This is a genomic window from Streptomyces sp. NPDC048415 (genome assembly GCF_040651675.1).
Classification (GTDB): Bacteria; Actinomycetota; Actinomycetes; order Streptomycetales; family Streptomycetaceae; genus Streptomyces.
In genome coordinates this window covers 44113-64311 of record NZ_JBEZKJ010000007.1, presented here as the reverse complement: position 1 = coordinate 64311, position 20199 = coordinate 44113, and the positions used below count along the sequence as shown (strand labels likewise).

General features: G+C 69.6%; 17 protein-coding genes, 1 tRNA gene and 3 pseudogenes. 13 read left to right on the top strand and 8 right to left on the bottom strand.

The genetic code is table 11. The features are described 5' to 3' along the window. Positions 1–188: 188 nt before the first annotated feature. Together AB0D27_RS07900 and AB0D27_RS07895 are read left to right on the top strand one after the other, a co-directional pair. Positions 189–1496, top strand: coding sequence for a VCBS repeat-containing protein (locus AB0D27_RS07900; protein WP_362503618.1), 1308 nt, complete (start codon positions 189–191; stop codon positions 1494–1496). Between the two features lie 236 nt (positions 1497–1732). Beyond that, positions 1733–3208 carry an FG-GAP-like repeat-containing protein gene (locus AB0D27_RS07895; protein WP_362503615.1) on the top strand — a complete coding sequence of 492 codons (1476 nt, stop codon included), beginning with the start codon at positions 1733–1735 and terminating at the stop codon, positions 3206–3208. Positions 3209–3235: 27 nt separating this feature from the next. On the opposite strand, the gene AB0D27_RS07890 is transcribed toward AB0D27_RS07895, so the two are convergent. After that, positions 3236–4216, bottom strand: a complete 981-nt coding sequence (locus tag AB0D27_RS07890) for an NADPH:quinone reductase (RefSeq protein WP_362503612.1) — start codon at positions 4214–4216, stop codon at positions 3236–3238. Positions 4217–4751: 535 nt separating this feature from the next. Between AB0D27_RS07890 and AB0D27_RS07885 the strand changes: the two genes are divergently transcribed. From AB0D27_RS07885 to AB0D27_RS07855, 7 genes are all read left to right on the top strand, one after another. Next, a complete protein-coding gene (locus tag AB0D27_RS07885; RefSeq protein ID WP_362503609.1) occupies positions 4752–6254 on the top strand; it encodes an FG-GAP and VCBS repeat-containing protein in 1503 nt (500 codons plus the stop codon). 145 nt (positions 6255–6399) lie between these two features. After that, positions 6400–7755: an FG-GAP and VCBS repeat-containing protein gene (locus tag AB0D27_RS07880; RefSeq protein ID WP_362503606.1), complete on the top strand. Its 1356-nt coding sequence runs from the start codon at positions 6400–6402 to the stop codon at positions 7753–7755. Positions 7756–7793: 38 nt separating this feature from the next. Then, positions 7794–9227 carry an FG-GAP-like repeat-containing protein gene (locus tag AB0D27_RS07875; RefSeq protein WP_362503604.1) on the top strand — a complete coding sequence of 478 codons (1434 nt, stop codon included), beginning with the start codon at positions 7794–7796 and terminating at the stop codon, positions 9225–9227. Between the two features lie 88 nt (positions 9228–9315). Continuing rightward, positions 9316–9807 (top strand): FG-GAP repeat protein, encoded by a 492-nt coding sequence (locus AB0D27_RS07870; protein WP_362503601.1) that lies wholly within the window; start codon positions 9316–9318, stop codon positions 9805–9807. A gap of 223 nt (positions 9808–10030) precedes the next feature. Further along, a complete protein-coding gene (locus AB0D27_RS07865; protein ID WP_362503598.1) occupies positions 10031–11020 on the top strand; it encodes a Yip1 family protein in 990 nt (329 codons plus the stop codon). 195 nt (positions 11021–11215) lie between these two features. Next, complete coding sequence (locus AB0D27_RS07860; protein WP_362503595.1) at positions 11216–11629, top strand: hypothetical protein; 414 nt, start codon at positions 11216–11218, stop codon at positions 11627–11629. Beyond that, positions 11626–12501, top strand: a complete 876-nt coding sequence (locus AB0D27_RS07855; RefSeq protein ID WP_362503593.1) for a hypothetical protein — start codon at positions 11626–11628, stop codon at positions 12499–12501. The genes AB0D27_RS07860 and AB0D27_RS07855 overlap by 4 nt, the downstream gene beginning before the upstream one ends. A gap of 24 nt (positions 12502–12525) precedes the next feature. Here AB0D27_RS07855 and AB0D27_RS07850 read toward each other — a convergent pair whose 3' ends face one another. Next, positions 12526–13023: a phosphoribosyltransferase gene (locus tag AB0D27_RS07850; RefSeq protein ID WP_362503590.1), complete on the bottom strand. Its 498-nt coding sequence runs from the start codon at positions 13021–13023 to the stop codon at positions 12526–12528. Positions 13024–13025: 2 nt separating this feature from the next. After that, positions 13026–13601 carry a dCTP deaminase gene (gene dcd, locus AB0D27_RS07845; protein WP_266457691.1) on the bottom strand — a complete coding sequence of 192 codons (576 nt, stop codon included), beginning with the start codon at positions 13599–13601 and terminating at the stop codon, positions 13026–13028. A gap of 500 nt (positions 13602–14101) precedes the next feature. On the opposite strand from dcd, the gene AB0D27_RS07840 reads away from it, so the two are divergent. Beyond that, positions 14102–14175 (top strand) — tRNA-Gly (locus tag AB0D27_RS07840). Between the two features lie 301 nt (positions 14176–14476). Here AB0D27_RS07840 and AB0D27_RS07835 read toward each other — a convergent pair. The 4 genes and pseudogenes from AB0D27_RS07835 to AB0D27_RS07820 form a co-directional block, all read right to left on the bottom strand. Continuing rightward, positions 14477–14812: pseudogene (locus AB0D27_RS07835) on the bottom strand (hypothetical protein); the annotation flags it as partial. Positions 14813–14905: 93 nt separating this feature from the next. Next, positions 14906–15166 (bottom strand): UTRA domain-containing protein, encoded by a 261-nt coding sequence (locus tag AB0D27_RS07830; protein ID WP_362503587.1) that lies wholly within the window; start codon positions 15164–15166, stop codon positions 14906–14908. A gap of 100 nt (positions 15167–15266) precedes the next feature. After that, positions 15267–15651, bottom strand: a pseudogene (locus AB0D27_RS07825) (ATP-binding protein). Between the two features lie 345 nt (positions 15652–15996). Continuing rightward, the gene (locus tag AB0D27_RS07820; protein ID WP_362503584.1) at positions 15997–16737 is read right to left on the bottom strand and encodes a GntR family transcriptional regulator; all 741 of its coding nucleotides are present in this window, start codon (positions 16735–16737) and stop codon (positions 15997–15999) included. A gap of 79 nt (positions 16738–16816) precedes the next feature. On the opposite strand from AB0D27_RS07820, the gene AB0D27_RS07815 reads away from it, so the two are divergent. Beyond that, complete coding sequence (locus tag AB0D27_RS07815) at positions 16817–17926, top strand: DUF1152 domain-containing protein (RefSeq protein WP_362503581.1); 1110 nt, start codon at positions 16817–16819, stop codon at positions 17924–17926. A gap of 66 nt (positions 17927–17992) precedes the next feature. Further along, positions 17993–18436, top strand: coding sequence for a hypothetical protein (locus AB0D27_RS07810; protein WP_362503578.1), 444 nt, complete (start codon positions 17993–17995; stop codon positions 18434–18436). An 8-nt stretch (positions 18437–18444) separates the two neighbouring features. On the opposite strand, the pseudogene AB0D27_RS07805 reads toward AB0D27_RS07810, so the two are convergent. Continuing rightward, positions 18445–18915 (bottom strand): annotated as a pseudogene (locus AB0D27_RS07805) (IS481 family transposase); the annotation flags it as partial. A 353-nt stretch (positions 18916–19268) separates the two neighbouring features. Between AB0D27_RS07805 and AB0D27_RS07800 the strand changes: the two are divergent. Continuing rightward, positions 19269–19790 carry an ATP-binding protein gene (locus tag AB0D27_RS07800; RefSeq protein ID WP_362503575.1) on the top strand — a complete coding sequence of 174 codons (522 nt, stop codon included), beginning with the start codon at positions 19269–19271 and terminating at the stop codon, positions 19788–19790. The last annotated feature ends 409 nt before the right edge of the window (positions 19791–20199 follow it).

Here is a 20199-nt window from a genome sequence, read left to right as displayed (position 1 = left end):
ACCCCCCTGTCGCGCTTCGCGCTCGTCCTCAAACGCCGGAGGGGCTAAAGATTTTCAGCCCCTCCGGCGTTTGAGGACGAGTAGGGGGCGGCGGGGGCGAAAACCGGCTCACGCCCGCCCCCCACTTAACTCCGCGCCGCAACAAGGCCATCATGTGCAGGTTGTTGGCGGCGGTGCGGTCGGGGTGAATGGTGCGAGGGCGAAGAAGCGAGCTCGGGGGCGGAATACGTACGGTGACGGCGCTCGGCTGTCTCCTCCTGCTTGCCGCCTGCGGCCCCGGCACGGACGCCACAGCCTCCCGGCAGACCCCGGCGCGGGCAGCCAAGGCGCCCGCCCACCTGCCCATCCCCCACGGCAAGGGCAGCAGGACGCCGGACGACTTCAACGGGGACGGTCACCGGGACCTCGTTCTCAATGACCTCGTCAAGGCGCAGAGCCACGCCGACGACGCGGGCATCGGCGTCGTCTACGGCAGCGTGCACGGACTCACCCCCGGCGCCCGCCAGTTGCTCAGCCCCAGAAAGCAGGCCGCGCCCACCAAGGGCCAACTCCCCGCCGTCTTCGACGCGGAGGCCAGCTGCGACCTGAACAAGGACGGTTTCACCGATCTCCTCGTGTCGACGGACCCTCCGTACGACGGGCAGGGGCAGCCCCCCGTGCCCCTGCAGATCCTCTTCGGCTCCCCCTCGGGCCTGACCGGCAAGGCGGTCAAGCTGACGATCCCCGCGCAGGCGCGCTTCGGTCACGACTGGCCGGACCAGCCCGTCTGCGGCGACTTCGACGGCGACGGCGCCGCGGATCTCGTCGTGCACGCCTCGGACGGCCAACTCAGCTATCTGCGGGGCCCGTTCACACGGAAGGGCGCCCCGCGCGCGGCGGGCAAGCCGCTCGCCTCGCCGGGCAACGTGCCCACGGGACCGGCCGTCGACGTGAACCGCGACGGCTACGACGACCTCCTCGTCCGTACGACGGCGGACGGCACCACCGAGTCCGCGCTCGTACTCGGCGGCCCGGCGGGTCCCACCCGCACCGGCCCCGCGCTGCCGACCGGCATCGATGTCGCCTTCGGCCGCTTCGGCCGGGGCAAGGCCCTCGACGCGGCGATCGGCTCGATGGGCGGAACGTCTCTGCGCTACGACCTTCCCGGCGCCGCGCGCGGGAGCATCACCACCCCGGGATCGGTGCTCGACTGCGGCGACTTCGACGGGGACGGCCTGAGCGAACTCGTCTCCAGCGGCACGGAGTTGCGGGTGCTGCGGGGCCGTACGACCGGGCTCACCGCGGCGGGCATGGTGACCGTACGGCCGCCCGCCCAGGGCACCACCCGGGTGCTGGCGGTGGCCGACTACACGGGCGACGGACGGGCGGACCTCGTGGTGCGGACCTACCGGGGCGAGACGAAGGACACCGTCGCCGTCTATCCCGGGGTGAGGAAGGGGCTGATCGCGAGCGGGCCGACGGTCACCTTCTCCAGTTCGCAGTTCCTGGCGCCGTGAGCCGGACGCCGGACGCCAGCACGGAAGCCCGTGAGCCCGTGAGCCCCTGAGCCCCTGAGCCCCTGAGCCCCTGAGCGTGGAAGCCCGTCGGCCGTACGCCCTCTCATCCCCGAACACCCCCCTCTCCACAGAAACCCCAAAGATTTACCGAACTCACGTACAACCCCTCCGTACCCACCAAGGTCTCCTGATCGCCGATCGGCCCGTCTGCCCGCCCGGGACAAGGAGAACCCCGCATGCCCCGCAAGCCCCGCATGCCCCGCAAGCCCCACCTGCGTCTCGCCCTCGCGACGGCCACCGCTGCCGCGCTGACGGGCGGACTGCTCACCTTCTCGGCCGCGACGGCGACGGCGGCGGGCTCGGCCGCCCAGTACAAGGCCGACTTCAACGGCGACGGCTACGGCGATGTCGCCTTCGCCGCGCCGTACGCGAAGGTCGGCGGCAAGGGTATGGCCGGCTACGTCGCCGTGGTCTACGGCAGCTCCACCGGCCTGAATCCCGCCAAGCGCACCGTCGTCAGCCAGAACACCGCGGGCGTGCCCGGCACCGCCGAGGCCGAGGACGCCTTCGGCGAGGCGCTCGCGGTCGCCGATCTCAACGGTGACGGCTACTCCGACCTCACGGTCGGCGCCCCCGGCGAGGACGTCGGCTCGGACACCGACGGCGGCTCCGTCACCGTGCTGTGGGGCTCCTCGAGCGGGCTCAAGAACGGCACCTCGGTCAAGGACCCGGCGGCCTCCTCGCACGACAACTGGGGCCGGCTGCTGACCGCGGGGGACTTCAACGGCGACGGTAAGGCCGACCTGGCCGTCGGCACCGGCTCCTCACACGCGTATGTGATCCGGGGCCGCTTCACCACGTCCGGCGTCACCGGCTCCGCGCAGAAGGTCGGTCTGCCCGAGCAGGCGTTCGGCATCGACGCCATGAAGGCGGGCGACACCAACGGGGACAAGAAGGCCGACCTCGTCCTCACCTACCGCACCGACCTTCCCTCGGACGACTCGGGCAGCTGGTCCAAGGGCGTCGCCTACCTCGGCACGACCAGCGGCCTGGAGGCCTCCGTGCCGCGCCCGCTCAACGGCGGCACCTCCATCGCGCTCGGCGACGTCAACGGCGACGGCTACGACGAGATCGCCCTCGGCAACGTGTTCACGAAGGAGGACGACCACACGGGCAGCCTCGGCGGCAAGGTCGTCGTCATCCGCGGCAGCGCGGCCGGACCGGTCAACGGCGACGCGCCCATGGCCGAACTCACCCAGGACTCCCCCGGAGTTCCGGGCGCCGACGAGGCCAACGACGGCTTCGGCTCCTCGGTGTCCATAGCCGACGTCAACGGCGACGGGTACGGCGAACTCGCCATCGGCGTCGTCTTCGAGGACCTCGGCCCCGCCGAGGACACCGGCTCCACCGTGGTGCTGGGCGGCTACTCCCTGAGCGGCGGCCGGGCGATCTCGCAGGACACGTACAACGTTCCTGGCGCGCCCGAGTCCATGGACTACTTCGGCTCCGACGTCCTGCTCTCGGACGTCGACAAGGACGGCCACGCCGACTTCACCGTCGCCGCCGGATTCGAGGACGAAGGAGTCGGCGCGGTCACCGCGCTGCGCGGCACCGCGGGCGGCGTCACCACCACCGGCGCCCGCTCCTTCGGCCCCGGCACCTTCGGCCTCTCCCGCACCTACGGCTCCTTCGGCACCGGCCTCATCGGCTGACCCGGAGCCTTCGTGCGGAGAACGCCGTTAGCGCGGGACGGTGATCAGGACTCGTCCCCTGCCGCCGGTGTCGACGCGGTCGTGGGCCTTGGCGATGTCCTCGAGCGGGTAGCGGTCACCGACGTCGGCCGTGAGGGCCCCGACGGCGGCCGCAGCGGTGAGGTCGCGGGCGGCCTGCCGTTTGGCTTCGGAGGGGAAGTCGTCGCTGCCGAGCAGGCGCAGGGTCACGTTGTTGAACAGCAGCGGCCAGAAGGGGAGTTCGGGCCGGTCGGCGCGCGTTGCGTAGGCCGCGACGACCGCGTCGCCCGCGACGACCGCGGCGTCGAGGTCGGCGTTGTCCGACAGCGCCACCTCGACGATCCGGTCGACGCCGTGCGGAGCGTACGCACGGATCGCCTCGGCGGGATCGCCGGAGTCGAGGGCGACGGCGTGGGACACCACGGCGGGGTCGATGCGGTCCAGGTCCGCGCCGCGCCGCACGGTGGCGAGCACGGTGGCCCCGCCCCAGCGGGCGAGCTGGGCGGCCAGTGAACCGACAGCGCCGAGCACGCCGTGCACCAGCACGAGCGTGCCGTCGACCGGGCCGTCACCGAACACGGCCCGGTGCGCGGTGATTCCGGGGATGCCCAGGCTCGCCCCGAGATCGTCGCTCAGGTGGTCGGGCAGCGCCACCGCCAGATCCCCGGGTACGACGGTGTACTGGGCGGCCGTACCAAAGGGCCGGTAGGACTGGGCGCCGTACACCCACACCCGCTGTCCGATGCGGCGCGCGTCGACCCCGTCCCCCACGGCGTCGATGACACCGGCCCCGTCGCTGTGCGGGATCACCCGGGGATAGGGCATCGCAGAGCCGAGCCAGCCGTGCCGCTTCTTGGTGTCACCGGGGTTGACGCCCGACACGGTCACGCGCACACGGACCTCACCGGGCCCGGGCTGCGGGTCGGGCAGCTCGCCGACGCGCAGCACATCGGCGGCCGGTCCCTGTCGCTCGTACCAGGACGCAAGCATGTTCAGCCCTCCGTAGCCTCTCGGCTCGTGTGCTCATCGAGCCTATGTGGATCGCTTCCGGTGCGCAGGGCGTCCTCCGGGCGGGGCTCGTCGTCGCCCTGGGTCTCGGGCGGCCCGCCGCGTTCGGCCCGGCTGGTGGCCCGGGGGGGGGTGCCGGCGGTGACGCTGAGAGCGATGGAGAGCATCGGAATCCGTTCGTGCGCGGTTGCGTGGGCTCGATCTTGATACCGGTGCCTCACGCGGCAGCCGGGGGAGACGCCCCGAGGGTCGGTCGAACGAGAGACCCGGCCCGCCCGCGTCCGCCACGCCTCGGGTGCCCTCACGAGTTGACACCGGACATCGAGCCCGCCTCCCCCGCCACAGCAAGCTCGAAAATTTACCGAACTCACGTACAACCCTCACCCCCCACCACCGGTCTCCTGTTCGCCGACCACCCCGCGAACCCTCGGACAACTCCAGGCAAACGCGGGCGGACGGCGCCCCATTGACTGTGGACGTCCGCCAGATGTCCCCGCATGCCGCAGGAGAACCCCGCATGCACACGCGTCACCCGCACCACCCCAAGCACCTGCGACTCGCCCTCGCGACGGCCACCGCGGCCGCGCTGACGGGCGGTCTGCTCACCTTCTCGGCCGCGACCGCCACCGCGGCGGACTCGACCGCGGTGGCGCACGCCGACTTCAACGGCGACGGCGTCGGCGACGTGGCCGTCTCGGCCCACGGCGCCTCGGTGAGCGGTCACGCCGGCGCCGGCCAGATCGTCGCGCTCTACGGCACCACCACCGGCGTATCGTCCGCCAAGCGTTCGACGATCAGCCAGAACACGACCGGCGTTCCGGGCACCGCCGAGACCGGTGACGCCTTCGGCGCCGAGACGGCGTACGCCGACTTCAACGGCGACGGGTACGACGACCTCGTCGTGGCCTCCCCCTCGGAGAAGGTCGGCACCGACACCAACGGCGGCGCCCTCGCCATCCTTTGGGGCTCCCCGAGCGGTCTCACCGGCAAGAGCGTCGACGTACCGGACCCGGCCCCCTCCTCGCACGACTACTGGGGCAAGAACCTGGCCGCCGGCGACTTCGACGGCGACGGCAAGGCCGACCTCGCCGTCGGCAGCTCGGCGAGCACGATCTACGTCTACAAGGGCGGCTTCGGCACCGGCGGTACGCCCGGCGGCCGTACCACCATCAAGCCCCCGATCCAGTCGGGCACCAACGACCGCCCCTACGGGCCGATGCACCTCACCGCCGGTGACGTCAACGGCGACGGCAGGACAGACCTGATCGTCGACGGCTTCGAGACACAGACGGACTACGGCTGGAACACCAACTACTACGTGCCCGGCTCGGCGAGCGGCCTGAGCGTCGCGTCCGCCCAGGCCCTCAAGGCCGGCGTCGTCACCGGCGTCGGCGACATCAACGGCGACGGCTTCGGCGACATCGTCAGCGGCGCGGGCTGGGACAGCACCGACCCCGACGGCACGCCCGTCCCGGACTCCGCCAACGGCGGCAAGGTGAACATCACCTACGGCTCGGCGTCCGGCCCGGCCGGCACCTCCGGCATCACCCAGAACACCGGCAGCGTGCCCGGCACCTCGGAGAAGGGCGACGGCTTCGGCTGGGACCTGGACCTGGGCGACGTCAACGGCGACGGTTACCAGGACCTCGTCGTCAGCGCCCCGAACGAGGACATCGACGGCGTCACCAACACCGGCATGGTCACCGTCATGTACGGCTCCGCGAGCGGCGTCAAGGTCTCCTCCGGTGTGCAGGCCTTCGCCCAGAGCACCGCGGGCGTCCCCGGCAACGACGAGAAGAGCGACCTCTTCGGCGCGGACGTCAAGCTCGACGACGTGACCGGCGACGGCAAGGCCGACCTGCTCGTCGGCTCGTACGAGAACAGCGCCAACGGCGCGGTCACCTACCTGCCCTCCAACGGCACGGTGATCACCACGACCGGCTCGCGCACCATCTCCCCGAGCACCGCGGGCGTCTCCACCTCGGGCACCCCGCAGCTCGGCGCGCTCTTCGCCGACTGAGCCGTCCCTGAATCACCACGCCGGGCCCGTCCGCACGGGCCCGGCGCACCCCTGCCTGCCTCCGGACTGACGACGGCCGGCGTCTCCACCACCGGCACCCCCGGCTACGGCACCGCTCTCAACGGCTGACCTCCAAGGAGCACCCATGCGCAGACGTACTTCCGCGGCCCTCGCCGCCACCCTCCTCGCCACGGGCCTTTCCCCGCTCGTCCTGACCGCCCCGGCATCCGCCGCCGTCGCCAAGCACTACGACGACTTCAACGGGGACGGCTACCGCGACGTGGCCTACGCCCACGCCTACAGCGGCATCTCCGGCGCCGACGGCTGGAACGGCGGCGCCGTCCTCGTGACGTACGGCGGCGCGCATGGCCTCGACACCTCGCACACGCAGGTGATCCACCAGGACAGCCCCGGCGTCCCCGGATCGGGCGAGGAGGACGACATGTTCGGCGCGTCCCTCGCGAGCGCCGACCTCAACAAGGACGGCTACGCGGACCTCGTCGTGGGCAACCCCATGGAAAAGGTCGGGAGTTACGAGTACCGCGGCACGGTCACCGTCGTCTGGGGCTCCCGCTCGGGACTGTCCGGCGGCACCAACGTCACCCCGAAGTCCGGCGCGGGCGACCACTTCGGCAGCGATCTCGCCACCGGCGACTTCAACGGCGACGGCTCGCCCGACCTCGCGGTGATCGGCGGCGAGGAGGCGTGGCTGTACCGGGGCTCCTTCACCAAGTCCGGCGCCACCGGCACCGTCAGCAAGATCGACAAGGCTGACGCGGGCTGGTACTCGTACGGCCTCGCGGCGGGCAAGGTCAACGGCGACGGCAAGAGCGACCTGGTAGTCCTCGGCACGCAGTTCTCCGGCAGCAGCGTGTACAGCCGCGTCTGGTTCCTCAAGGGCGCCTCCGGCGGCCTGACGTCCGGCGCGTCCAAGACGCTCGACAGCGACGCCACGACCGCCGCCATCGGCGACTTCGACAAAGACGGCTACGGCGACATCGCCCTCGGCCTGCCCGACCGCAGCACCGGCAAGGGCGCGGTCACCGTCTGGCGCGGCACCGCGTCGGGCCCGAGCGGCTCGACCACCTTCACCCAGGCCACCTCCGGCGTCTCCGGGACCCCCGAGGCGTACGACAACTTCGGGCACGCCGTCTCGGCCGCCGACGCCAACGGCGACGGCTACGCGGACCTGGCGGTCGGCGTCCCGTTCGAGGACGTCAACGGCGTCGAGGACGAGGGCGGCGTCCACCTGTTCCGCGGCGGCTCCGGCGGACTGAGCGGCGCCCGTTCCTCCTGGATCCCCCAGACGGTGACGGGCGCGGCCCCCTCGGACACGTCCTTCGGCTACGCGCTGCGCCTGCGCGATCTGACCGCCGACGGCAAGGCGGACCTGGCGATCGGCTCCGAAAACGACGCCCTGATCCTGCCCGGCACCTCCACCGTCCCGACAGGGTCGGGCGCCGTCACGCTGCCGGACTTCGGCGGCACCTTCCTCGACTAGCTCGCATTTCCGTGCACCTTCCTGAATGGGGACCCCACATGCGCAAGCGAACCCTCCTCCTGGCCGCCACCCTGACCACCGGCCTGCTCACCGCCCTGCCCGCGGCCACCGCCTCCGCCGCGCCCTCGGGCCTGTCCGGCGACTTCAACGGCGACGGCTACCGCGACCTCGCGATCGCCGCGCCGATCGCCAAGGTGGCGAGCAAGTCGGGCGCCGGTTACGTCGCCGTGGTCTACGGCACCGCGAGCGGCCTGGACACGTCCAAGCGCCAGATCATCAGCCAGGCCACGACCGGCATCCCGGGCACCCCGGAGTCCGGCGACTACTTCGGCGACCGCCTGACCACGGGTGACATGGACGGCGACGGCTACACGGACATCGTGGTCGGCGTGCACAGCGAGAAGATCGGCTCCACCGACTCCTACGGCACCCTCACCGTCCTGTGGGGCGGCGCGGACGGCGTGACGTCCGGCACCGACATCTCCTCGCCGCTGCCGGAGAACATCAACGAGCTGGGCTGGGCGCTCGCGGCGGGCGACTTCGACGGCGACGGCCACACCGACCTGGCGGCCGGCAACAACACCACGCCCTCCCTGGACATCTTCCGGGGCCCCATCTCCCGTACGGGCAAGGCGGCTTCGCTCGTCGGCGTCGACACGATCGCCCAGACGACGATCTACCCGGACAACCTGGTCGCGGGCGAGGTCAACGGCGACGGCAAGACGGACCTCCTGGTCATGGGCCAGCAGGAGACCAGCAGCGGCTACGCGACGCGCAGCGCCCTCTACCTCGGCTCGGCCACCGGCCCGAAGTACAGCAAGAAGCTAGCGGGCGGTTACGCGGCCACCATCGCGGACGTCGACAAGGACGGCTACGGCGACATCGTCACCGGCAACTTCATGGAGAAGTCGACGACCGAGCCGAACGGCGGCCTGGGCGGCGCGATCACAGTGACGTATGGCGCTTCCGGCGGCCTGAGCACCCGAACCCCGGTCCGTATCACCCAGGACACGGCCGGCGTCCCCGGCACCGGCGAGAAGTGGGACGGCTTCGGCTGGAGCCTCTCCTCCGGCGACACCAACGGCGACGGGTACGCCGATGTCGTGATCGGCTCCGACAGCGAGACCCTCGGCACGAAGAAGCACGCGGGCCAGGTCACCGTCCTGCGCGGCTCCGCCTCCGGCCTGACCGGCACCGGCTCCAAGTCCTACTCGCAGGACACCACGAACGTCCCCGGCACCGCCGAGTCCGAGGACTACTTCGGCGACGCGGTCTTCCTGACGGACGCCAACGCCGACGGCCGCGCCGAACTGTCGGTCGGCGCCCGCGGCGAGAACGGCGCCGAGGGCGCGGTCTGGCTTTTCAAGTCCACCACGTCCGGCACCACCGCGACCGGCTCCAAGTCCTTCAACGGCGTGACACTGGGCGGCCCTTCGGGCGACGCGTACTTCGGCAACGTCTTCACGGGCTGACCGGCAACGCCTGGACACCCCGTCGCTCGACGGCGCGGCCCTGGGGGACCTCAGCGGCAGTGGACACCCCGACTACATCGACATCAGCGTGGGGCTGTCCGACCACCCCTCCGGCGGTGTGTACGTCAATGCGTCCGCGCCTGCCTCCCCGTTGCCCACCGACGGCGACAACGTGGCCATCGGGGACGGCGACGGCTACGGCGACATCGCGGTCGGCGTACCCGGCGAGGACCTCGGCTCCGTCCGGGACGCCGGGGCCGTGATCCTCGTCCCCGGCCAGGCGGGCGGGCCCACGGGCGCCGGTTCCGCCACGATCACCCAGGACTCCGCCGCCGTCCCCGGCACCGCCGAGCCCGACGACCGCTTCGGCGACGCGGTACGCCTCTCCGACACGAACGCCGACGGCAAGGCCGACCTGGCGATCGGCGCGTCCGGGGAGAACAACTCCGACGGCGCGATCTGGTCCCTGCGGGGCGCGTCCTCGGGAATCACGACCACGGGCGCGGTCTCCTACGGCGTGACCACTCTGGGCGTGTCGGCCACGGGGACGCCCCGGCTGGGGACGCCGATCACCAGCTGAGGTGTACGTGACGCATGAGAGCGGCGAGTCCGGCGGGCGTGGTCGACACCACCGTGCCGGGCTCGTCGCTTTCGCGGAGCCACAGGGCTCCTTGGGAGGCGGCGACCTCAACGCGGTCGGAGCGGATGCCGACGACTGGGGCTGGTTCCAGGGCAATGGGACGGCGGGCAAGTACGTGTGGTGCGAGCTCCCCGTAGGGGGGCACTCAGCGTTCCCCTAGGTGATGTCACAGATAGGCCCCAAAGCCCGGCCAACGCCCCTGGGCCCGGCACGTCACTCTCCGGGACCAGGTACGTTCGATGATGTGGCTGGATTCAGGATCGGACGCGGGCGGGACAACCGCGCCCCGCAAGCGCGACCGCAACAACACCAACCGTCGTACGGGCAGCAGGCCCCTCAGGGAGGCCAGCAGCCGCCGTACGGCTATCCGCCCGCGCCGCAGCAGCAGTACGGGAGCGGGCAGCAGCCGTACGGCGGACAGCAGGGCGGCTGGCCCCAGGGCGGCGGCGGTCAGGGCGAGCCGGAGTACTTCGGCGACGGGCACCCGCGGCAGGGCCCGGACCCTTACGCGGCGAACAGCCCCGGCCACACCCAGGCGTTCTCGATCGGCGAGGACCCCTACAGCCAGGGCGAGACCTACCGTGCCGGCCAGGCCGCGGCCCCGCCGGTGGGCCCGCGCCTGCACTGGAAGGACCTGCTCAGGGGCATCATCACCAGCCCCACCCAGACCTTCCTCCAGATGCGCGACTACACGATGTGGGCTCCCGCCCTGATCGTGACGTTCCTCTACGGCCTCGTCGCCGTCTTCGGCTTCGACGGAGCCCGCGAGGACGCGATCAACGCCACCCTCTCCAACGCGGTCCCCATCGTCCTCACCACGGCCGTCGCGATCGTGATCAGCACGTTCATCCTGGGCGTGGTCACCCACACCCTGGCCCGCCAGCTCGGCGGCGACGGCGCCTGGCAGCCCACGGTCGGCCTCTCCATGCTGATCATGTCCATCACGGACACCCCGCGCCTGCTCGTCGCCATGTTCTTCGGCGGCAACGCGTCCTTCGTCCAGCTCCTGGGCTGGGTGACCTGGCTCGCGGCGGGCGCCCTGCTGACCCTCATGGTCAGCAAGTCCCACGACCTCCCCTGGCCGAAGGCGCTCGGCGCCTCGGCCATCCAGCTGATCGCGATCGTGTCGATCATCAAGTTGGGCACGTTCTAGCAGCTGCGCACTGCTTGGTTCCCGTACCCGCTGGTACGTGCGCGAAGGGCCCCGGCCGACGACCACTCGGCCGGGGCCCTTCGTCCGCCCCCGGCCGGCCCCTCGGACGCGGGTCGCCCCAACTCTCGTACGGGACACACCTGTTGGTGCCATAAGATGGCGCCCCTGCCAGCTCAAGGAAGCGAAGGAGTGGCTGTGGACGCCGAGCTCGTGTCCCTCGCGTCGGCCGCCGGAACAGCGGTGGTGACAGCGCTCACCACGGACCTGTGGGAGCGCGCCCAGACCTCGGTGGGCGCCCTGTGGCGGCGCGCGTACCCCGATCGGGCCGACACCGTGGAGGCGGAGCTGACGGAAACCCGGACCCTGCTCCTCGCGACCCCTGACGACACCGAGCAGGACTCGGCGGACGAGTGGCGACTGCGCTTCCGCCGGCTGCTGGCCGTCCGCCCCGACCTGGCCGAGGAACTGCGCCGCGTACTGGCCGAGGACCTCAACCCGGCCCTCCCCGCCCAACAGCCCCAGACCAGCTCCACGGTCTTCCACGCCGCACCGACCGGTCACGCGCGCGTCTACCAGTCCGCCAGGGACATGAACATCAACGAACGATGACCGATCAGCCGCCTCTCCCACCGCCGGACCCCCAGGCCGGCCCGCAGCCCGCGCCCGCGCCGCCCGCGTCCTTCACCGCGGCCCCCGCGAACCAGGCACGCACATACCAGACCGGCCGCGACCAGAACATCCACGAACATCAGCACCACTACTACCCGACACCGGCCTCCCCACCGCCCGCCCGAGGCTCGGTGAGGGCCGGCGTCGCCTGGTCGCTCGCCGGGGCCATGATCCTGGCACTCGGCGCGTTCGTCGGCGTCGACCTGTGGGAGCGGCATACGGCGTCGGACGCGACGCCGGCGGGTGACGTGGGGACGCCCCACACCCTGCCCGCCAAGACGCCGGGCAGCCCGAGGGCGTCCCGGAGCCCTTCGCCGAGCGGTTCACCGAGGGTTACGGCGTCGGCGTCCACGTCCCAGGAGAAGACCGCGGCACCCGCCACTGCCTCGGCGTCCGGCCAGCCGCCCAGGCCCACATCGGGCTGCGGCCCGTGGAAGACGCCCGACTCCTACCCCAATGTGCAGTTCCACGCCTGCGGCCGCATCGTCGGCGACCGGCTGTACATGATCGCCGAGTGGCGCAGCATCTCGGACTCCGAGCTGGTGGACGTGTACCTCTGGCTGAAGGACAGCACCGGCGATCAGCTCGTCTACCCGGTCTCGCAGTACCCCAACGGCCGGAGGGAGGACTCGATTCAAAGCTGGCCGACCCCGCGCACCGACCGGCAATGGAGGGAGTTTCCGGTCCTCACCCCCCTGGCGCACGGCACGACGTACCAGGTCTGCGTGAAAGTGCTCCCAGGGGGCGCGACGGGGCCGAAGATCTCCAACCCGCAGGAGGACGGCTTCCAGTACGGGATCAAGTACCCCTGACCGCCGGCCCTCCACCCTCCACCCCTACGCGTCGAGAACCTGCCCGGCCCTCTTGATCACCGGCTCTTCGACGCTCCATGGGAAGTTGATCCACTCGTCCGTCCGCTTCCACACGTACTCGCACTTCACGAGGGAGTGGGACTTCTCATAGATGACGGCGCTGCGCACCTCGGCGACGGTGTCGACGCAGAAGTCGTGCACCAGCTTGAGCGTCTTGCCGGTGTCGGCGACGTCGTCGGTGATCAGGATCTTCTTGTCGGAGAAGTCGATGGCGTTGGGGACGGGGGCGAGCATGACGGGCATGTCGAGCGTCGTGCCCACGCCGGTATAGAACTCGACATTCACCAGATGGATGTTCTTGCAGTCGAGGGCGTAGGCGAGAGCGCCCGCGACGAACACACCCCCGCGGGCGATGGAGAGCACTATGTCGGGCTCGTACCCGTCGTCGGCGATGGCCTGGGCGAGCTCGCGTACGGCGGACCCGAAGCGCTCGTAGGTGAGGTTCTCGCGCACCTCGGACACGCTCACACCTGGGTCCGATGGAAGTTGAGGAAGGACCGGGAGGCGGTCGGCCCGCGCTGACCCTGGTAGCGGGACCCGTAACGGTCGCTGCCGTACGGGAACTCGGCCGGCGAGCTGAGCCGGAACAAGCACAGCTGCCCGATCTTCATGCCCGGCCACAGCTTGATGGGGAGGGTCGCGAGGTTGGACAGCTCGAGGGTGACGTGCCCGGAGAACCCGGGGTCGATGAACCCGGCGGTGGAGTGGGTGACGAGCCCGAGCCGCCCGAGCGAGCTCTTGCCCTCGAGGCGGGAGGCGAGATCATCGGGAAGCGAAATGACCTCGTACGTCGAGGCGAGGACGAACTCCCCGGGGTGCAGGATGAACGGCTCGTCGCCCTCGGGTTCCACGAGCCGCGTGAGATCCGCCTGCTCGACCGAGGGATCGATGTGCGGGTATCGGTGATTCTCGAACACCCGGAAGTAGCGGTCGAGCCGCACGTCGACGCTCGACGGCTGCACCATGGATTCGTCGTAGGGATCGATCCGCACCCGACCGGCGTCGATCTCGGCCCGGATGTCCTTGTCTGAGAGAAGCACGCCCCTGAGGATACGCAAGGCGCGCGGAGCCACCACAATCGTGACGACCCCGCGCGCCCGCTACTCCCTTACCGCTTCTCCAAGGTCACCGGCACCACACTGCGGAGCCGGGCACAGCGAGGACACCGGACGAGCCGTCCGGGGCCGAGACGCTCGGCCTGCTGCATCGGGAACGAAGCGGTGCTGAACACGTGCCCCTCGGCACAACGGACGACGGTGCGCTCCATCAAGTCCACAGAGTCCCTTCCCCAAGAGCCTTCGTCAGCCACTGGCGTGACTGACGACGAAAGCCACATTACGGGATCAAAGGAACGGCCCTCCAGGCGGCACTCCGGTCCCGCCCAGACCCTCTTCCACGCCTCCACCGTACGCCCCAACTCCGGCCCCCCGCAGCCGCATCCACCCCCCGAAACGCCACCGGGCCCCACGGTTTCAGCGCCGGGGGCCAGGCATGAGGTAGAGTGATCGAGCATTCGACACCGGCTAAATCGGCGTCTTACGCGGGTGTAGTTTAATGGTAGAACATCAGCTTCCCAAGCTGAGAGCGCGAGTTCGATTCTCGTCACCCGCTCCATATAAAACCCCCAGGTCGATGACCCGGGGGTTCTTTGTCGTCTAGACCTGTAGGCGGGGGGGCGCACCACCGCACTATTAGGACTGGCCAGCTGCCGGTGGGGCCCTCCCAGTGGTGCGCCCGGTCGTCGTTGTGGTGCTTCGCACGCTCGGCGCGCACCACGTCGTCGAGCCCGGCCGCTACGTCCCGTTGCCGTTCCTCGCCGCAGTGCTGATAGATCAGAGGTGATCTCCTCATCCGGCGTGCTGGGCGCGATGCCCTGCCGCGCTTTGATCAGGTCGTAGCGGTCCTCCGCCCGTCCGGCCGGGAAGGCGCCCGGGACCACGGCCGCCGCCCGGTAGGCGATACCGTGTCGTGCCTGTCCGCTGAAGACGCTCTCCCAGGGACGAGCGGCGAGGCCCGGAAGAGAGACCGGGGCACCGACGGCCAAGCCGTCCGTGACACCACTCTCCGGGACGGTCACCGCAATGAGCGACGACTCCCCCTCGTCGATGTAGACGACGCCGACCTTCATCAGCGCCTCCCCGCTGACCGCGTCCTTGGCGATCTCGCCCGTCTGCCGGTCCTTGACCTTCGGCTCAGGAGCCTCGGTCAGCAGGATCGTCGCGGACGAGGTCTCAACTCGGATTGTGCGCACAGAACTTCTCCTTCGTAGACACCCACCAGACGACCTGACAGGTTGACTTAGCAAATTCGAGTTCGGGATGCCGGGTTGGCTTGTCAAGTGGCGTCAGCGGCCCACCAATTGGGGACCCGAGACGTCAACGATCTTGCTCACTGATCCAACCCAGCCGAACCGATAGGTGCCTTCGAGTTCCTGCCTATCAGCAGGCAGGAGAACATCAGTGACCTGCAAGGCTTGCCCGGCAACGTCACACGCGACGACCAACACACTTAGCACCGGCTCCCCTTGAGGCACGGCCAAGAGGTCAGCCTCTTCCTGACTGTGCAGCCGGGCCGAGACGCGTTCGGTTACGTGGTCGAAGCGCACCTTCTTGCGAGCTTCCAGGTGTGCGCGCTGGCCCTCTCGCAGAGGAGACGAGACAGCGAGTTCGGTCCCATCGACCAGGCGCCACAGGCTGGTATCGACGTCACGGCTTCCAGGCTTCGTCGATCTGGAACCACACAACGGTTCCACCGAAGCGGCTGGGGCCGGCGGCCCAGGAGTCCGCCAGCGCGTTCACCAGGCACAGCCCCCTGCCGTGCGCATCACTAGCCCTCGGGCTGCGCAGCCGGACATCCGCAGGGAACCCGGGGGTTGTGGACGTCGATCCGCAGGGACTCTCCCAGGCGAGACCACTCAACCCGGATCCGCCAGGCTTCTTCGGACTCCCCGTAGAGAATCGCGTTCGTCACCAGCTCGGAGAGCATCAGTACACAGTCATCGATCGAGCAGGCCAGGTTGTACGGGGCGGTGAACTTCCGAAACCATCGCCTCGCCCGAGCTACGGACTCGGGGACGGGATAGAGGGTCATGCCCCCAATCGGCGGTGATCCGGCAACCGCGGCTTCTGACTCTCCACGCGCATCCGCCATGAGCGCCACTACTCCCTACCGGTGCCGTCACAGTCGAGTCAGCGCCGCTTGGACGTAACCCGGGCGCGAGCATCAGCGGCGGAGAGCGCCATGGCAGAGCGGGAGCTGACGTACTTCCACCCTCGCCCCCGGCATCCACGGCAGGCCGCTTCCCGCGAGACGTGCCGTAACTCCCGCACTCCTGGCTCACGCCCATGCCCCTTCCCAAGTGGCCTTAGCCACTTACTGGATGGTGGCATTAGCCACTGGAAGCCACAAGCGGTTCTCGGAGAGAAGCGCAACTTTCTAGCTGATCGGGTAGCCCTGCTCGAACGCCCAACGTCCCGGCGGATAGGTGGCCTCGGCGAACTGCAGAGGGCGATCCTGCATGTCATAGACCACGTGGTGGACAATCAAGACGGCGGCTCCGGGCTCAAGTTCGAGGTCAGCCGCCTCATCCTCGGTCGCCAGCCGAGCGCACATCCGGTCTTCTGCATAGCTTCCTTGGCGACCCGTGATGCTCTCGACGTACATGAGCGTCCCCTCCTGAATCCGGTCAGGATCACGGAGCTTGGGGGCCCGCTCGCCGACGTCGGCACCGAACCACGAGGTGGAGATGGTGATGGGCCCCGCCTCGTTCTTGGTCACTCGGCGACGATGAACGGCTCGGGCTCCAGCCGTCAGACTCAGCGCCTCGGCCACGTAGTCGGGCGCCTCCAGCCAACCAGCGGAGGTAATCACCGCGTACTCGCCCGGCGTGTAGATCTTGCCGGTCTGCTTGGCGCGACCGTAGAGCTCCCGAGCACGCCGATTCACCGCGAGGCCCCGCACGTAAGTGCCCGACCCCTGACGCTTTTCAACCAGGCCTTGATGACTCAGGGCTTCCAGCGACCTCGCCGCGGTTGGGCGTGAAACGCTCCAATCGGCGGCCAGTTGACGTTCCGACGGAACCTCGTCGCCGGGCCTCAAGTCGCCTCGCAAGATCTGATCGCGGATGTGGTGTGCGATCTGGAGATACTTGGGCTGGATCTCTTCGATCTGCGGCATCGGAGCCCCTCCCTAAGTGGCTATTACCAGTAGCCACTATAGGGTGAGTGGCCAGCAGGGAACCCGTACGCTGACGAGGGTGACCCGCTTGATCGTGGCAGCAGGAGGAGGGGGCGACGCAGTCGCCGCCGCAATGCTCGACGCAGCCCTCTACGGAGAGGGCGACAGTCCGGCGGTGATCCTCACGTACGCGTGGGACCGTCTCCTGATCGATCCAGTGCCAGGCCCCCGAGGGCCAGCGAACTTCAGGGGCCTCCGCCCCCTCACGCGAAGCGTCTGGACCGTCCCGGCCGACGCGGCGCCGGTCGCCCCGGCAGGCTCGACACTCCCCCGGCTGGCAGCCGAACTCCCCCACACCTTCGCCCTGATCGATCCCCTGCACGGCGCCGAGGGCATCACCCGCCAACTCGAAGAACTCATCGAGCACCTGGCCCCCGAGTCCATCGACCTCCTGGACGTGGGCGGCGACATCCTCGCCAAGGGCGACGAACCCACCCTGCGCAGCCCGCTCGGCGACGCCCTCACGCTGGCCGCATGCTGCCAAGTCAATGCACCCGTGCGGCTCTTGATCGCCGGTCCCGGCCTGGACGGAGAGCTCCCGGCCGAGCTTCTGGCCGACCGCATGGGCCCGGCAGCCCTGACGCTCACGGCTGAGCACGTCGAACCAGTCAGCTCAGTTCTGGAGTGGCACCCATCCGAGGCGACAGCGATGCTGGCGGCCACAGCCCGCGGAGTCCGAGGCCTCTGCGAGGTCAGGGACGCCGGCCTACCGGTCCCCCTCACCGACGAAGGCCCCACCGTCCACGAAGCGGACCTGGACGACGCCCTCAACCGCAACGAGCTCGCGCGCGCCATCCTCGCAACGGAGACCCTTGCCGAGGCGGAGCAGTACAGCCGCGAAGTCTGCGGTTACTCGGAGATCGACTACGAGCGCAACAAGGCCAACTGGCTCGGCAGCCAGCCGGAACAGAAGCTCGACCCGGAAACCACACTCCGCCAACTCGACCAGTTCGAGGCCAAGGCCCGCGACCGAGGCATTACGCATACGACGTTCCGCAGGATCACCGAAGCCCTCGGCCTCAGCGGGAGGCAACGCCAGGACCTCAGGGCGCTACTGCTCAACAGCCGTCCGGAGCAGCACGAAGCCCCGCTGTGGCGCATCCCAGCCGACGTGTCGGGTCTCGGGTGAGGCTTGACGGTTCGGCGTCGGGTGATGCTTGACGTCTGACCTAGACATCGTGGCTTACTGGCTGCCATGGCGGACCGTTTCCCTGAGATCACCTCCGTGGAGGAGTTCATCCGGCTGCGGGAGAGCAAGGACCCGGCGGAGTACAACCGCTCGGCGTGGGCAACCATGCCGCTGCCAGTCTGGTGGGACCTGGTGCGCAACCATCCCGACATGCGTTTCTGGGCTGCGAATAACCGAACGGCGCCGTCGGAGATTCTGGCTGAGCTGATCAAGGATTCCGATTGGCGGGTCCGAGACCGGGTGGCCGGCAAGCGCAAGTGTCCGCCTGAGCTGCTGGAACGGCTGGTCGACGATCCGCATGACGCGGTGCGGAGGCTCGTCGCAGGCCATCCACGCTCGCCGCGGTCGACGGTGGCGCGTTTGGTTGATGACCCGTGGTCGGTCATTGCGCAGGAAGCCCGCACCCGGCTGGCCAACTGGCCGTCCACGGAGTCGTCCGGGCCTGCCTGACTCGGCCATCAGACGATCTTTCGTCGGGTGTATTGACCGGACGTGCGCATCACCACCTCCTTGTCGGTGGTGCAGGGAACGGTGGTGACCAGTTCTCCGCCGTGGAAGACCCGGATCACGTCGGTGTCCAGGTGCGCGGTGACGACCAGGCGGGCGTAGGCCCGGCCGAGCTGGATTCGCTGGCCGGCGACGACGAACCCGCCGGTGCTGCTGACGGTCCGCTCGGCGATCTGGGGTGCGGGCGGCGGCAGGATCGGGGGCGGTCCTGCCGGGCGGGCGCCGCGCAGACGACCACAGCGACTCTCGGGCAGCGGACTGGCCAGGGTGGCCAGCAGCATCCCGTGTTCGTCCAGGACCTGCAACACCGTGCCGTCCAACCGCAGGGTGACCCGCTGGCCTGCGAAGGCCCAGCCGATGTTGTACTTGTCTCCGCCCAGGCCGACGTAACCGACCGCATTGACGGTCCGGTCCACCTCCACCGCCGCCTTGCCCTGCTCCGCTGGTTCGCCATGCCCTGCGCCGTTTGCCACTCTGGCCGCCAGGGGCGATGCACCGGACCGAGCCCGATATCCCACCCTTCTCGCCTGCCAGGCCTAACCTGGTCGGGCACCATCGCATGGCCAGGCAGCAGGAAGCCGACCGCGCGCCTGAGACCATAGCCGCAGGCACTGACAACGGACCTGCCGGTGATCCAGCCCCGCACCACATGCGACTTTTCGAGACAGGTGAAACCTGATCTTGGTGGTTGACACCACCCCGAGAAACGCCGAAGCCGTACCGGATTTCTCCTGTGCCCGTTCCCGCGGCCCGCACAGCGCTAGCGTTGGGTCCCGTGATCGTATGGCTCAACGGCACCCACGGCGCAGGCAAGACGACGACCAGTGCACTCGTGCAGCCGCTGATCCCGGATTCACGGGTGTTCGACGCCGAGAAGGTCGGCGAGACACTCATGGACATCACGCCGGGGCTGCCCGGGACGGACAACTTCCAGCACTGGCCGCCGTGGCGGTCACTCGTAGTCGAGACCGCCCGCCGCGTACTCGACTACACCGGCGGCACTCTGGTGATGCCCATGACTGTCCTGGTCGAGCAGTACTGGCGCGAGATCAGCACGGGCCTCGCCCAACATTCCATTCCGGTACGGCACTTCGTCCTCCACGCTGACCAAGACACCCTCCGCGGGCGCATCGAGGGGGACACTCTTCTTGGCCCCTCCCCATTCCGTCTCAAATACCTAGAGCCCTACGCCGAGGCGGCCCGCACGTGGCTACACGGCGAGGCCGAGGTCGTCGACACCACGCACCTCACGCCCGCCCAGGCCGCCCTGCAGATTGCAGAGGCCGTCAAGAGTTGAGGTCCGCCCGCCACGCGAAAACAGGCGCAGGTGGCAACAAAGAACGACCTTCCGGTGTCGATTAGTGCGAACAGGCTCAACCAGGGGCCCCGCTCAGCCCAGCACCGCGGTGTCATCTACCCCGAAAAGTCGCACCACAACCGCACCAGTTCGGACGAGGAACAGCGGGGAATCACGGGGAACCCAGGCGCCGTTGACGACATTACAGCCCAGCCGTTTTGCCCAGGTCAGCGACCGGACCGGCCCCAATTGCTCGCAGCTTCCCAAGCTGAGAGCGCGAGTTCGATTCTCGTCACCCGCTCCATGGAGAAGGCCCAGGTCAGAGACCCGGGTCGTTTTGCTGTCCACTGTGATCACTCGCCGCGTGCCAGAACGCTTGTCGGCGGCCTTCTGAGCAGCGGCAGCCCGA